At 62.9% G+C, this 13,247-nt stretch carries 14 protein-coding genes; 7 read left to right on the top strand and 7 right to left on the bottom strand.

The features are described 5' to 3' along the window. The first annotated feature begins 13 nt into the window (after positions 1–13). Entirely contained in the window at positions 14–1,168 is a 1,155-nt protein-coding gene (locus ACT3SZ_RS06270; protein WP_444617526.1) for a tyramine oxidase subunit B, read from the top strand. Between the two features lie 10 nt (positions 1,169–1,178). Here ACT3SZ_RS06270 and ACT3SZ_RS06265 read toward each other — a convergent pair whose 3' ends face one another. Then, positions 1,179–2,447: an ammonium transporter gene (locus ACT3SZ_RS06265; protein ID WP_444617525.1), complete on the bottom strand. Its 1,269-nt coding sequence runs from the start codon at positions 2,445–2,447 to the stop codon at positions 1,179–1,181. A gap of 193 nt (positions 2,448–2,640) precedes the next feature. On the opposite strand from ACT3SZ_RS06265, the gene ACT3SZ_RS06260 reads away from it, so the two are divergent. The 4 genes from ACT3SZ_RS06260 (at position 2,641) to ACT3SZ_RS06245 (ending at position 6,484) form a co-directional block, all read left to right on the top strand. Continuing rightward, positions 2,641–3,042, top strand: coding sequence for a hypothetical protein (locus tag ACT3SZ_RS06260; protein ID WP_444617524.1), 402 nt, complete (start codon positions 2,641–2,643; stop codon positions 3,040–3,042). A 19-nt stretch (positions 3,043–3,061) separates the two neighbouring features. Then, positions 3,062–3,397: a hypothetical protein gene (locus ACT3SZ_RS06255; RefSeq protein WP_444617522.1), complete on the top strand. Its 336-nt coding sequence runs from the start codon at positions 3,062–3,064 to the stop codon at positions 3,395–3,397. A gap of 562 nt (positions 3,398–3,959) precedes the next feature. Further along, a complete protein-coding gene (locus ACT3SZ_RS06250) occupies positions 3,960–4,322 on the top strand; it encodes a hypothetical protein (protein ID WP_444617521.1) in 363 nt (120 codons plus the stop codon). 1,070 nt (positions 4,323–5,392) lie between these two features. Then, positions 5,393–6,484: a DUF3039 domain-containing protein gene (locus ACT3SZ_RS06245; RefSeq protein ID WP_444617519.1), complete on the top strand. Its 1,092-nt coding sequence runs from the start codon at positions 5,393–5,395 to the stop codon at positions 6,482–6,484. Positions 6,485–6,492: 8 nt separating this feature from the next. Here the strand turns inward: ACT3SZ_RS06245 and ACT3SZ_RS06240 are convergent, their stop codons facing one another. The 5 genes from ACT3SZ_RS06240 to ACT3SZ_RS06220 all read right to left on the bottom strand — a co-directional run bounded on the left by ACT3SZ_RS06240 (position 6,493) and on the right by ACT3SZ_RS06220 (position 10,299). Then, positions 6,493–6,924: an excisionase family DNA-binding protein gene (locus ACT3SZ_RS06240; RefSeq protein ID WP_444617518.1), complete on the bottom strand. Its 432-nt coding sequence runs from the start codon at positions 6,922–6,924 to the stop codon at positions 6,493–6,495. 715 nt (positions 6,925–7,639) lie between these two features. Further along, entirely contained in the window at positions 7,640–8,974 is a 1,335-nt protein-coding gene (gene mgtE / locus ACT3SZ_RS06235) for a magnesium transporter (protein WP_444617516.1), read from the bottom strand. A 24-nt stretch (positions 8,975–8,998) separates the two neighbouring features. Next, on the bottom strand, positions 8,999–9,184 hold the full coding sequence (locus tag ACT3SZ_RS06230) for a hypothetical protein (protein WP_444617515.1): 186 nt from the start codon (positions 9,182–9,184) through the stop codon (positions 8,999–9,001). A gap of 33 nt (positions 9,185–9,217) precedes the next feature. After that, a complete protein-coding gene (locus ACT3SZ_RS06225; RefSeq protein WP_444617513.1) occupies positions 9,218–9,904 on the bottom strand; it encodes a YceI family protein in 687 nt (228 codons plus the stop codon). Positions 9,905–9,939: 35 nt separating this feature from the next. Continuing rightward, positions 9,940–10,299 (bottom strand): hypothetical protein, encoded by a 360-nt coding sequence (locus tag ACT3SZ_RS06220; RefSeq protein ID WP_444617512.1) that lies wholly within the window; start codon positions 10,297–10,299, stop codon positions 9,940–9,942. A 138-nt stretch (positions 10,300–10,437) separates the two neighbouring features. On the opposite strand from ACT3SZ_RS06220, the gene ACT3SZ_RS06215 reads away from it, so the two are divergent. Both ACT3SZ_RS06215 and ACT3SZ_RS06210 read left to right on the top strand, forming a co-directional pair. Continuing rightward, positions 10,438–10,809: an RNA polymerase-binding protein RbpA gene (locus ACT3SZ_RS06215; RefSeq protein ID WP_301444015.1), complete on the top strand. Its 372-nt coding sequence runs from the start codon at positions 10,438–10,440 to the stop codon at positions 10,807–10,809. A 139-nt stretch (positions 10,810–10,948) separates the two neighbouring features. Next, on the top strand, positions 10,949–12,430 hold the full coding sequence (locus ACT3SZ_RS06210; RefSeq protein WP_444617511.1) for an HNH endonuclease signature motif containing protein: 1,482 nt from the start codon (positions 10,949–10,951) through the stop codon (positions 12,428–12,430). A gap of 4 nt (positions 12,431–12,434) precedes the next feature. Here ACT3SZ_RS06210 and ACT3SZ_RS06205 read toward each other — a convergent pair whose 3' ends face one another. After that, a complete protein-coding gene (locus tag ACT3SZ_RS06205; protein ID WP_444617509.1) occupies positions 12,435–13,247 on the bottom strand; it encodes a polyprenol monophosphomannose synthase in 813 nt (270 codons plus the stop codon).

Genomic DNA, 13,247 nt, shown 5'->3' with positions numbered 1-13,247 from the left:
GGAGAGTGCCGACATGGCCGAGCAGCCTGACACCACCACGCCCGACACGAGCATCAACTTCCGCTACCTCAGTGAACCCGACATGATCGAGGCAGGGGTCCGCGACATCGCCCGCTGCGTGGACGTGATGGAGGAGACCCTCATCCTCCTGAACAGGGGCGACTACATGATGGCGGGACTCAACCACAACTCCCACGGGGCGATGATCTCGTTCCCGGAGAAGCCCGAGTTCGACGGCATGCCGGCCGACGGTCCCGACCGTCGGTTCATGGCAATGCCCGCCTACCTGGGAGGACGCTTCAACAACACCGGCGTGAAGTGGTACGGGTCCAATGCGGAGAACCGCAAGGAGGGACTGCCTCGCTCGATCCACGTCTTCGTGCTCAATGACACGGTGACCGGCGCGCCGAAGGCGATCATGAGCGCGAACATCCTCTCCGCGGTCCGCACCGGTGCGGTGCCGGGGGTGGGCGTGAAGTACCTCTCCAACCCGGACTCGACGACCCTGGCTGTCGTCGGCCCGGGCGTGATGGCGCGTACCAACACCGACGCGATCCTCGCACTGCGCCCCGGCATCACGACGATCAAGGTGAAGGGCCGCAGCCAGCGTGGTGTGGACTCCTTCCACGACTACATCCAAGAGGCGTACCCCCAGGTCGAGGTCGTGGGCTGTGACTCGATCGAGGAGGCGGTGACCGACGCCGATATCGTGATGGCCTCGACCACCACCGACTTCGCCGGTCCGTCGGCCTTCCCGTACTTCAAGGAGGAGTGGCTGAAGCCGGGCTGTCTCGTCGCGGCCCCGGCCGCCGCCCGGTTCGACGACGACTTCCTCGCCGGCGACGCCCGCCTCGTCCTCGACGCCTACGGTCTCTACGAGGCGTGGGAGGAAGAGTACGGTGACCAGGCCTTCGTGCTGCTCGGCATCCCGGGGACGAAGTGGTACGACCTGGTCCGTGAGGGGAGTCTCGACAAGTCGAAGATCGAGGTCATCGCCGACGTTGCCGAGGGCAAGGCCCCGGGCTGGGACCCGGAGACCGTCACCGTGTACTCCGTGGGCGGCATGCCCGTCGAGGACGTGGCCTGGGCCACCGACCTCTACGCCACCGCCGAGGAGAAGAACCTCGGCACGGTACTGAACCTGTGGGAGAAGCCGGAACTGGCCTGAACCTGCCAGCTCAGCTGATGGTGCGGTCGGCAGTGCCGGCCGGCTCCATCGTCCTGTCGTAGGCCTGCTCGTCATGGATCGCGGCGTCGATCCCGCGGCCCTCGTCTTCCTCGGTGATGCGGATGGGGTGGATCTTGTCCATCACCCAGGCGATCGCGTAGGTCATCAGGAAGGAGAACGAGACGGTCACCACGATCGCCACGATCTCCCTCCAGACCAGGTCGGGGGAACCGCCGAAGAAGATCCCGGCACGTCCCGCGGGCGCGGCGGCCGCGCCGAAGAACACGACGAACATGGCACCCGCCATCCCGCCGACGCCGTGGACGGCGAAGACGTCCGCCGAGTCGTCGACGCCGTAGCGTCGTGCCAGCTTGATCGCGCCGAAAGCGGCTGCGGAGGCGGCCATGCCCACGAACACCGCTCCGACGGGGTGGACGGCGTCCGCCACCGGGGTGATGCCGACGAGACCGGCGATCATGCCGGTACCCAGGCCCATCAGCGTGTAGTGGCCGTTGACGACCCGCTGCATGATGATGAAGCCCAGCATTCCTCCCGCCAGGGAGAGCAGGGAAGTGAGGATCACATACTGGGCGAGGAAGTTCGCTCCGCCAGCGGTGCCGCCGTTGAAGCCCATCCAGCCCATGGCGATCATGCCCGCGCCGATGAGCATCAGCGGGAGGTTGTGGGGCCGGTGGTCCTTGGTGGCGCGACGGCCGAGGAAGACGGCCAGGGCGAGGCCCGCTGCGCCGGCGTTCATGTGCACGGCGGTGCCACCGGCGAAGTCGTGCAGGCCGAGGACGTTGATCATCCATCCGCCGGTGGTGCCGGCCTCCTCGTCATCGGCGGCGAAGACCCAGTGGGCCATGGGGGCGTAGACGAGCAGAACCCAGATGGCGGCGAAGATCATCCAGGCGTCGAACTTCATGCGCCCGGCGGCGCCGGAGGAGACCAGGGCGACGCTGATGGCGGCGAAGAGGGTGAAGAACGCAGTGTTCAGGGTGGTGCCGTTGCCGTCGTCGGTCATGAGGTCGTTGAAGAAGGCGAACTCGAGGGGGTCGCCGATCAGTCGTAGGCCGGCGACGCTGTCGCCGACGACGAGCCCGTGACCGACGATGATGTAGACCACCGTGGTGACCGCCAGCGACGACATCACCATCATCATCATGTTCAGGACGCTGCGGCCGTTGAGCATCCCTCCGTACAACATCGCCAGTCCCGGGAACATGAGCAGCACCAGGGAAAATGCGGCGAGGATCCACGCTACGTCTGCAGCAGGCATGAGCACTCCTTCTCGTTGATCGGTGTCCGTTATCTAGGACAAATGTGAATCTACGAGAGGGGAGTTTCCTCACGGTCCCGACGGGGTTTCCCGAGGGTTAACGCTGGACACCTGGGCGAACGGGCTGTACGGTCATGTATATAGTTCCATTGACTAACTTTGTAATTCACTGCATCGTCGAGGGGTGTCGACCGTGAAGGGATTTAACGTCCGACCGCTGGCTCTGGCGGTGGTTGCTGGTGTGGCGATCTCGACGGCGGCGTGCGGTGGGCAAGGCGATGCCGAGGGGGAGGAGAGCACGAACCTCCCGCAGGACATCACGGTCTATCGTCCGGGAATGCTGGACAACGACCTCACACAGGACGATGTGCCGCTGTGGCCTGGGCCGGATCCGGATGACTTCCTGTCGCCGCATCCTCCGTCGGGCGAGAGTGGCGAGCTCTCCGGTGATGATGCCGAGGTCGTCTACCAGGCAGCGTTGGACAATCCCGGGTCGTTGCTCGAGGAGGGGCAGGATCCGAGTGACATGATGTCGGCTGTCTGGTGGGTCGATGGCGGTGCTCAGTGGCTGGTCGTCGCGGAAAGCGCTGAGTGATCTCTGTAGGCTGAGCGGCATGGCGTTATTTCCTGGAGTTGTGCTTGGCATCATCTACGCCTGTGTGATGCTTGCTGCGACTCACGTTCTACGTCGCACGAAGTTCTTCACGGGGAATATCACGCCGAAGACGTATCTTCGGGTCAACATGATTCTCTCCATGGCCATGTGCGTGTTCATGCTCATCGTCGATCACAGCCTGAGGTCGGGCCCCTGGATCATTCTCTACCTCGTCGGCTTCCAAGCTGTCGCCGTAGTGACGTCGTATCTGGCTCCCGAGGAGCAGCGTCGGACCGTTCTCGGGCATACTGTCGTTTCTCGCATTCATTCTGGCGGTACTGAACACGGGAAATAAGGCAGCGACGGCAGGCACAGACGTGTCGGATTCTCAATCAACCTGTCGGTTCCGCAACCTACGGATGTGTCCACTTCTGCGCAGTCGGCCTCTTGCGCAGAAGTGGACACATCGCCGACCGCTGGCCCGGATAATTCATCTGGGTTTCGAAAAATCCCCCTAAAGCGAAGAAAATTACCCTGACCTGCTAAGATACATGGGACTGAAGCAAAAAATCGTAGACAGAACAGGATCGCCCTCAAGGTGAAGACTACCGACGCCCTCATCGTCATCTCCACCGTCGGACTCGGTGTTACCGACACCCTTGAAAGTGAACTTGCCGGATTGGTCTCCTCCACGGTTACCCACACAGTCCCGGGGCGGTGCTGTCCTCATTGGCTGTGGATCTGGACCTGCCGACAACGCCACCCGGCTGAAAGACGGGACGTTGATGCCGTCGTTGCACCCGCGTTGAAATGGGATGATGTCGGCCGTAGGCCAGCGGGAGCAGTGGTGGTGTCCATCATGCCGAAAACCGTGTCCACGGTGTTGGTGGCTCGTTGTCCACTTTGCCGACAAAAAAATGAAAAAGACGCCCACCACGATGGCCTGGAAAGACGACCCGTTGATCATCGACGTGGAGGCCTCGCTGATGCACATCCACTCCGAAAAGCAGTCCGCCATCGCGAGGTACAAGAAAGGCTACGGCTTCCACCCGCTGTGCGCGTTCGTCGACCACGGGCGGCGCACTCGGCGGGAACCCCTGGCGCTGCTGATGCGCTCGGACAATGCCGGGGTGGACAATTCCGACGATCACATCGTACTTGTCCGCAACGCGTACCGCTGCCTGCCCGGATCCCCGGAGGGCTGCAACATCGCATGGAAAGATTCTGGTGCGCACCGACGGCGTCGGCGGATCGAGGTAAGTGTCGCACTACCTGCATAGAAGAGGGTTCGCCTACTCGTTGGGTATCCGAGTTAACGAAAAAATCGGCGCGCTAGTCTCGACTCTGCCCGAGGCGGTCAAACAGGGTGTATCGCTCCCTGGTGCCGCAGGTGGGGTCACCGACACTGACACTGCCTAAGTCGGAAAATATCACCGGCATAATCAGGCCGGGCACGGCGATGGAATACGTCCGTTGACCTGGCGATCTTCCCGTCCGAAGTAAGAATCATCGTGTGCGTGGAATACCCGGCCACCGCCTGTCAGGTCGGGTCACCGACATCGACGGTCGACGCGTCACCGCTTTCGTCACCGATAGTGCAGGCCTACCGCAGGTGCTGGATTTACGGCACCGGTCGCGGGGTCGGTGCGAGCAGAGGTTCAAAGACGCTAAAGACCTTGGATTCCCTGCTGTGCCGCACTACTCCTATCCGGCGAACCGGGTGAGGATGCACGCGGTGGTACTCGCCGGCATGTTGAGCAGCTGGGCTGGCTTGCTCGGCGCGGATCCGGCCGAGTTGGCGGCGGCGTACAAAATCGCCTGTGACGCGCGCCGAGCCGGCTGCCCAGCACCAGCGAGAAGGCCAAGGCCACGCGTACGGCCGCCCGTTCGTGGTGGTGGTTGTGGGATCCGGGGCTCGATGCGGGCCCGGGTGCTGTCCACCGCTGCCACGGTGGCTCGGCATGCCCGACCGGTGCGGGTGCATCTCGACGGTCATGCCGCTCACGCGAGTTTGCTGGCCGCGGCGCTGGCAAGGATCCGGGGACTGGCCATCCCCGGCGTAGCCCCCGTCGCCGTCTTCTTCATGCTCGTTGTCCTGTGCCCCTACTCAATGAAAACCCCGTGGACCCCAGCCACCCGGCCCTGGATGATCAGGCCGGCGAGCAGGCATGCCTGGGGTAGAATCAGAACCGTGTCAGCGGTGCGGGGCCCGCCGAACGGGCGGAATCACCACCCAATGAAATATCCGGGCTGGGACACAGTGGCATCGAGGTAGTAATTCACGTGCTGTGAGCTCCCGTCGATGCCGATGGCCTGTCGTCGAGGTAAGGCACCCTGTAGACTACGGTGAATGACCAGTGTTAGACCTACGAAGCAAGTACTCAAGAGCCTAGACAAGGGGGACAGGTTAGGGCCCGCGTCACGTGTTGCATATTCGGCCGCCGTCTCAGGTTCGGATGGGCTTTCATCAGGCGACGACCCAACACCGGCGCTGCAGCGGTGGGCTCTTGCTATAGACAAAGCTCTTGAGGATACGCCCCTTCTTCAGGACGCGGTGGCGGGGTTCTCGAGCGGAAGTTCACCTTCCCGTCATCGTAAAATGAGTGCAGCTGCGAAGAGTGTAGTCTACGAGGTCAGGGACAGGGAGAGTCCCGCATGGAGGGGTGCTCTTATTATTTGGGGGAGCGGTGATTGTGCGTGGATGATTTACGTTAATCGTCACGACTTGTTTCATCAGGCGGGACCGAAAGCCATTGAAGAAATGCGTAAGGCGAAAAAATGCGGTCCCAGTGGATTAGACTTGAAAATTCAACAGCGACGGGAGTACGACTCTCAGGAGCGGCGCATTCGACAAGAGGTTTTAATCAGGCTTGTTGAGGGACTGCAGCAGGCAGTTGAGTCGGGATCAGGTCAGGAAGTTTCGGTTCCTAGTGTGCTCTTGGAAAGCGCGGCAGTTAAGGTCAGCGTAGGTAATGTTGAACCGGAAGAATGGGACCCAGGGACTGCTAGTGAGGAGCCCGAATCGGTGATGGTTTCGCTAGATTTGCCAAACTTCTCAGAAAACGGGTTCCATTGGCTGTTGAGGATTCTAGTTCCATTTATTCAGCCTGACAGCGACATGGTCGAACAGATATACGAGGATGAACTTAAAGTTCAAATCCTAATGACTAGGGCACGACTTATGCATCTCTTGGCACTGTCCGAGCGGGAGCTTGGGCTGTCATCTGTCGCTCAACCTTCCGCTCCGAATGTCCTGCACTATACAGAGAAAACATCGCTCACCTCTGCATATGTGGAAGGCACGGCCGTAGAAGCCGTCTGCGGCAAGTGGTGGGTGCCGATCGGGGACGATGTATCGCACGGTCACCTTCCAATTTGCCCAGACTGTGAGAAGGAGGAGCCGTTCGCTCAGGCTTTCCGTGGCTTGCTGGAGCGTTCGTAAGTGATTGTCTAGTTTTCCCGGAGTTCAGCCAATTCTGATTCGGAAAGGCCCGCAGACTGTGTCAGGGGGGTGGCGGGGCCTTGCAAAGCGTTAGCGAGGACCTCGGCGCCGGCTGCACGTGCGGCCATGAACTTACGAAGGTCGGAAACCTTAATACGTCGATGCGTGCCAACACGGTGGAATGGAAGGTGTCCATTGTCCATGAATTTCAGAAGGTGCGGACGACTCATTTTCAAGATCTCTGCTGCGCTGTTTGGCGATATAACTTCATCATTGAGTAGAATATCAACTGAGGTGTGGCGGGCTAGAGCGACAAGCGTTTGACGGAGTACCGCTGCAGATGCTGAACCTTCATCCTGCGCGATAAATGATTTGATGCGCTTCAGTTCATCAGCGCTGATCGTGGAAGTTGGAATTGAAGTGATGGTTTCTTTAGTCATGGGAGAATCCTTCGCTGATCATCTGTCACAACTGTAACCGTACGGCTCAAGCTGGTCAAGCTAGTTGAGGTGGGCTTGGAGGACGGTGGCGGATGTTGTCGTGGACGGCAGCCGTGGCGAGTGTTGTGGGAAGGACGGGGCGCCCACAGATCGCTGCGCAACCAGTGTGTTTGATGATTCTAGGAAGGCAATGAGCTGGAAATTTTGCGCCGGGGACGCACTTCGGGACTATTCCGTAATACGACAGATCAATTGCGAAAACCGCCAGAATGACCGAGAAAGTTCACGTCCAGCGGTCGAAGGGAGAGCTCCGATCCGCCGAAGTGTCATAATGTATATTATCGGCGATTGAGGGTAAGGTGCCCAGAGGGGGCTGAGGCGTCGCCGTGCTGGCTACGTCTCACTGCCCGCGCCATGTTCGTTCTGCTTCTGCGCGTTCTACCTCCGTGTGGCTCGTCGGCTCGTCGCTGCGCCCGGGCACCCTGCGCGACGTTCCAACGTCGGCGCTCTGTGCGACGCCGCAGCGTCCAGCGCGCCCGCGGCGTCCTACGCGACACCGACACGGATGCAGGCGCCGACGCGGCGACGTCGCCGCAACGTCCTCCCGTGTGGTGAAATCCGGCAATGTGCCCCTCGGTTCCCCTAGCCGGGAATGCCCCGTAATTACGTCACGGTGACGTAATTACGGGGCACTCGTCCCTGGAGTGACCCAGGGTCACAACATGCTCGACAAGATCACCTGGGCGATGCTGAAGTAGATCACCAGACCGGTGGCGTCCACCAGCGTCGAGACCACCGGTGTGGAGAACACCGCCGGGTCCACGCCGATCTTGCGGGCGATCAACGGCAGAATACCGCCGACGATGCACGCCCACGTACAGATCGCCACGATCGTCAGACCCATCACCGCGCCGATACGCCAGTCGTAGAACAACGTGATGAACGGGAAAATCAACGCGCCGAGGAATACGCCCAACATGAAGCCCACGCGTGTCTCACGCCAGATGACCTTCCAGATGTCCCTTGGTCGCACCTCATCGACCGCCAGGGCGCGGACCACCGAGGACGCCGCCTGCGAACCGGCGTTACCGCCGGTACCGGTGACCATCGGCACGAACGTTGCCAGGACAACGACCTTGGCCAGCGTGTCCTCGAAATGGGACATCACGTTAACCGTCAGCACGGCCGTGAGGATCAGCACCAGCAGCCAGACTCCACGCTTGCGCGCCAGATCGAAGACCGTCGCCGAGAGGTACGGCTGCTTGAGGGGCTCGGAACCGCCGGCACGGTAAACGTCCTCCGTGACCTCCTGCTCGAGGATCTCCATGGCGTCGTCCACCGTGATCACGCCGAGGAAACGTCCTTCACCGTCCACGACAGGCAGGGCCAGCAGGTCGGCCTCCTGCACGAGTCGGGCGGCGACCTCCTGGTCCTCCGTTGCGTTGACGGCGTGGGTCTCCACATTCATGAGTTCGGAGACCGGCGTCCCGTCCGCCGCGGACACCAATGCCGCGAGGTTGACCACACCCACCAGGTGCCGCGTCGCGTCGGTGACGGCCAGTACGGCGATGTCCCGGTTACGCAGTTGGCGTCCACGGAGCTTCTTGAGTGCCTGCTCTCTGGTGTTATCCACGCTGATGACGGTGGGAACTGGGGTCATCACACGTCCGGCGGACTCATCCGGGTAGCCGAGCAACTGCGCGGTGACTTTGCGCCGGTCGGCGGGCAGGTCGGCCATCATCCGTGCTGCGACGGCCGCTGGCATCTCCCCGAACAGCTGCGCACGGTCGTCGTCCGGCAGGCTGAGCAGCAGGTCAGCGAACCGCGCCTCGCGCAGGCCGGACAGCAGATCAGCCTGGTGGACGACGTCCAGGTACTCGAAGACCTGGATCGCGCGGTCCTTGTCCAGTAGGCGGAAAATGAACGCCTGTTCTTCGGTGTCGCGCCGCGACATTTCGTCAGCGACGGCGACGGTCGTCATATCCTTGAGCCGTGCCTGCAGGGCGGCGACGTCCTGCCGCTCCAGAAGGTCGGTGATCTCTTGTCCCATGGGGCCTCCTGAAGTGTCGTGTAGCTAGCTGCGGTATCGCTCGTCTCGGTAGAGCTTCAGTAACTGCCATATGGTCATGGCGAGGAAAAGTACGCACACCACGGCGAAGATATACGCCACCGTGCCGCCGGTGTAGAGCATGAAAGCGGCTGCCGCGACCAGGGCCACGAGCCGGATCCACCGGGTGAAGACCATGACGTCTCTGTCCATGGTGCCGTCCTCTCCGTCCGTCAGTTCTGTCTGTTAGTTCTTCAGTCCGAAGACCAGGAGGAGGTCCACGGTCCCCTCTTCGGCGATCTGCGAGGCGACGAACTCCGGGGAGACGATGTCGAAGTCCTCGCGGTTCACCGGAACCTGGCCATCCACGATGACGTTCTCGCCGGAGCGCAGCACCTTCAGATCGGCGGAGACCTCGTTCGTCTTGCCGTGCATGGTCAGGTCGCCGCGGACGGTCACCGTGTCGACACTACCGTCCTCCGGCAGCGAGGACAGGTCGACGGGGCTGGTGATGCTGAAGGTCGCCTCAGGGTAGTCGTCGGTGTGCAGGATGTTGTCGCGGACGTGGATGTCGCGCTTCTCAATGTCGGACGCGATGCTGGCGACGTCGACGGTGATCCGTCCCTCCTGCAGGACGCCGTCGTCGACGACGAGGGAGCCGTCCACCGAGGACGTCCGCCCGGAGGTTGACTTCTCTTGACCAGGAAGAACCTCGTCGAAGGTGTATCCCGCCTCCGAGGAGTTCGCTCCGGCTCCAGGTACGACATCCCAGTGGCCGTCGATGCCCACGGTGGGAGGTTCGCCGCTTCCTTCGGCGATCGACGCCGTCTGCAGCCCCGTGCTGGTGAGGAGCTTGTAGACAGGGGGGCCGACGATGGCGATGGCGAGGGCGACGACTGCGACGACGACCAGCGTGACGATACCTTTCCGCATGATTGACCATGCTAGTCGTCACCCACGGTGAACCCCTATTCGCTTCTCCCCCGCACTCCCTCGGCGGCGCGGGCCAACTCGACGAGTTCCCCGCACAGTGCGGCGATACTGTCGGACGGCTCCCCGTCGGTGACCGCCTCGCGGATGTCCTCGGCGGCGCACCGGACCTCGAAAAGGCGGTCGGTGAGTTCGTCGGCGGCGGCGCGCGGAAGGATGACGGAGTCGTCCGGGATTGCCGTGTCCTTGAGCGATTGGCGCTGTTCATAGGCTCGCTGCCGGCATGACTGGCTGCAGTAACGCCGGCGTCGGCCGGGGCCCTCCTGGGCGATCTCTCGGCTGCACCACTCGCACCGGTGCGGTGCGGACCGGTGCTGGATGGTCTGGTCGTCGGTCATGTCGTCCATCATTGCACTTCTGGGGTAGGGTTGTGTGGTTGAGCTTTGTGGTGTCGCCGGGGAATTATTCCGGAGCCTCGTCCGTTATACGGGAGGAATAATCCACCACGTCCGCATGATGAGAAGGGTGATGTACCGATGGCAGATCGTGTACTGCGCGGCAGTCGTATGGGAGCGGTGTCCTACGAGACCGACCGGGACCACGACCTGGCTCCGCGCCAGATGACCAAGTACCAGACCGACTCCGGTGAGATCTTCGAGGTCGCCTTCGCTAACGACGCGGAGATCCCCAGCGAGTGGATGTGCAAGAACGGCCAGCTCGGCCAGCTCATCGAGGGTATTGGCCAGGATGCCAAGCCGCAGAAGCCGGCGCGTACCCACTGGGACATGCTGCGCGAGCGTCGCTCCCTGGAGGAGTTGGACGTCCTGCTCGACGAGCGTATCGAGCTGCTGCGTAAGCGTCGCCGTACGGCGATGAAGCTGATGAAGGAGCAGGCCGCGAACTCCTGAGGTCGCTGACCGCCCACCGGTGCCTAGTGCCGGTGGGCGGTTTTTTATGTCTGGAAGTTTAGTCCGCATTTAGAACGTGTGTTCGATAGAATCTTCGGTGCACAGTTTCATGTCCGTGCCACTTGATACCGTGTTCGACATGGCTGACACCACGGCTCCACCACCACCGACATCACCGTACCTAGGCCCTCCACCACCCGGCCGCCTCCCTGAAACTGTGGACTACGCCCCGATCCGTCGGGTCGTCCTGAATGTCAAGGACTTCCCCACTCGCGGCTTCCGCAGCAAACTGTGGGCCATCGAAACCGACGACGATCCGGCGAGCGTGGCGGTGCGCGCCATCAACCGGGGGATGATCGAGCTCGCGGTCCTGTGCACTCCCCTGCCCGGCTCGGACGTCACAGCACACCATTCTCGGGTGCAGGCACGTCTCGCGGTGACGCGTACGCGAGCGGAAACCTATACCGACATCGGCCTGCTGTGCCAGCGCATGCCGCAGTTGCGGGAGGTTCTCGAACGAGGCTTCCTGAGCTTCGATCACCTCAGGCTCCTCGCCCGCAGCGCCGACGGTATCCGCCACGAAGACACCGCCGCCGCGCAGGACGCACTGATCGAGGTCTTCTCTCCTCGTCGCCAGGGCCAGCTCGTCCCCGGTCCCCGTGCGATGGTGAAGAAGATCCTCAAGGCGCTCCACCAAGTCGACGCGCTCGCCCGTCCGATCGACCCCACTGACCCCGAGGAGCCCAAACAAGGGAGTATGGGCATGATCGATCAGGCGTTGAACCAGCCCGCCGTTGATGCGCCGGCCGGGGTGGACGCCAGGGACTGTGGGACGGCGACCCGCAGGGTCAGCGTCGACACCTACGACCCCTGCGCCACGGTCATCACCGCCACCTTGCCTCCTGAGGAGGCTGAGGAGTTCATGGTGGTCCTGGACGCCGTATGCCGCAAGATGGACTGCTCCCGGGCCGCCGGGCTCATGCACCTCGCCCGCGGCACCGCGGACGTCACGGTCACGCTCAACGTATTCCGCGAGATCAGCAGCCCCATCGCCGCCACTGCCGGCGGGCACTGGCTCGACGCAATGGCCACCGCGAAGTTCATGGACCGAGTCACCCACCTCAGGATTCCCGGCCACGAGGCCACGGAGTCCTACGTCCCCACACGTCGAATGGTCGACTTCGTCACCGGGGTGCACTCCTGCTGCACCTATCCGGGCTGCGAGGTGCCCGCTGACCGCTGCGACATCGACCACGTGCACCGCTTCGACCACGACAGTGCCGACAGCGCTGATAGCGCCGAACAGACCGGCCCCACCGACACCCGTAACCTCCACCCCCTGTGCCGGACGCACCACCTGCTCAAGACCATGGGCTGGGTGGACGTCACCAAGGGACGCGACGGCGCACTGCTGTGGTCCAGCGTGGATGACGGGCACGTCCACGTCGTCGAACCGTCCGGCCCGCTGGCGGCGTTCGCCCGGACGTCCTTCGCCGAACGTGCCTCCCGCAGGTTCACCACCGTGCGGGAACACAATGAACGCCGCATCGCCGAACTCGCCGAGGTCAAAGCCACCCTCGAAGCGGCTCGGGCCGAAGCGACCGAGGAGGTGCCGTTCTAGCCGGTCAGCGCCCCAGTTTCTGGGACACCGACTCCCGGCCCAACCGCAGGAAGGCGGAACCCAACTTCGCGGCCTGGGATGCACGGTGGCGCAGCCCCCACATCGTCACCGCCAGCAGACTGTCCTTGACGAAACTGCCGGCCAACTTCGACTCCCCGATCTCCCTCTCGGTGAAGGTGATCGGCACCTCGTCGACGGCGAAACCGCCCTCGACCGCACGGAAAGCGAGGTCCACCTGGAAGATGTAGCCCGCGTTCGACAACTCGTCGAGGTCCAGCGACTCCACCAGCGCGCGCCGGTACGCACGGTAGCCGGCGGTCATGTCGGAGAGCCCGCAGCCCAGCGCGACGGAAATGTAGATATTGCCGGCCTTCGACAGGAACCACCGATTCCACGGCCAGTTCACCACCTTGCCGCCCGGCACGTACCGCGACCCGATCACGAGGTCCGAGCCCTTGTCGACCTGCGTCAGCAGACGGTCGAGCTGCTCGGGGGCGTGGGAACCGTCGGCGTCCATCTCGCACAGCACCCGGTAGTCACGCTCCAGGCCCCACCGGAAACCTGCCACGTAGGCGCCGCACAGCCCGCCCTTGCCCTCCCGGTGCAGGACGTTGACGTGCGCGTCGGACGCGGCGAGCTCGTCGGCGAGCTCACCGGTGCCGTCCGGGCTGTTGTCGTCGACGATGAGCACGTCGACGCGGTCAGGCTCGGCCGCACGGAGCCGTCCCACGATCAGCGGGAGGTTCTCCAGCTCCTCGTAGGTCGGAATGATGACCAGGGTGCGGTCACTGGGGTGCGTCGAATGTCCCGTAGCCAA

Origin of the sequence: Corynebacterium sp. AOP40-9SA-29, from assembly GCF_052377405.1 — a bacterium.
Lineage (GTDB): Bacteria > Actinomycetota > Actinomycetes > Mycobacteriales > Mycobacteriaceae > Corynebacterium.
The sequence above is the reverse complement of the archived record's forward strand: the minus strand, read 5'-3'. Positions and strand labels throughout refer to the sequence as shown.

Bases quoted from the DNA above. Each gene is read 5' to 3' on its own strand.
- ACT3SZ_RS06270 (WP_444617526.1), top strand. From the start codon at position 14: ATGGCCGAGCAGCCTGACACCACCACGCCCGACACGAGCATCAACTTC.
- ACT3SZ_RS06265 (WP_444617525.1), bottom strand. From the start codon at position 2,447: ATGCCTGCTGCAGACGTAGCGTGGATCCTCGCCGCATTTTCCCTGGTG.
- ACT3SZ_RS06255 (WP_444617522.1), top strand. From the start codon at position 3,062: ATGGCGTTATTTCCTGGAGTTGTGCTTGGCATCATCTACGCCTGTGTG.
- ACT3SZ_RS06250 (WP_444617521.1), top strand. From the start codon at position 3,960: ATGAAAAAGACGCCCACCACGATGGCCTGGAAAGACGACCCGTTGATC.
- ACT3SZ_RS06245 (WP_444617519.1), top strand. From the start codon at position 5,393: ATGACCAGTGTTAGACCTACGAAGCAAGTACTCAAGAGCCTAGACAAG.
- ACT3SZ_RS06240 (WP_444617518.1), bottom strand. From the start codon at position 6,924: ATGACTAAAGAAACCATCACTTCAATTCCAACTTCCACGATCAGCGCT.
- mgtE (WP_444617516.1), bottom strand. From the start codon at position 8,974: ATGGGACAAGAGATCACCGACCTTCTGGAGCGGCAGGACGTCGCCGCC.
- ACT3SZ_RS06230 (WP_444617515.1), bottom strand. From the start codon at position 9,184: ATGGACAGAGACGTCATGGTCTTCACCCGGTGGATCCGGCTCGTGGCC.
- ACT3SZ_RS06225 (WP_444617513.1), bottom strand. From the start codon at position 9,904: ATGCGGAAAGGTATCGTCACGCTGGTCGTCGTCGCAGTCGTCGCCCTC.
- ACT3SZ_RS06220 (WP_444617512.1), bottom strand. From the start codon at position 10,299: ATGACCGACGACCAGACCATCCAGCACCGGTCCGCACCGCACCGGTGC.
- ACT3SZ_RS06215 (WP_301444015.1), top strand. From the start codon at position 10,438: ATGGCAGATCGTGTACTGCGCGGCAGTCGTATGGGAGCGGTGTCCTAC.
- ACT3SZ_RS06210 (WP_444617511.1), top strand. From the start codon at position 10,949: ATGGCTGACACCACGGCTCCACCACCACCGACATCACCGTACCTAGGC.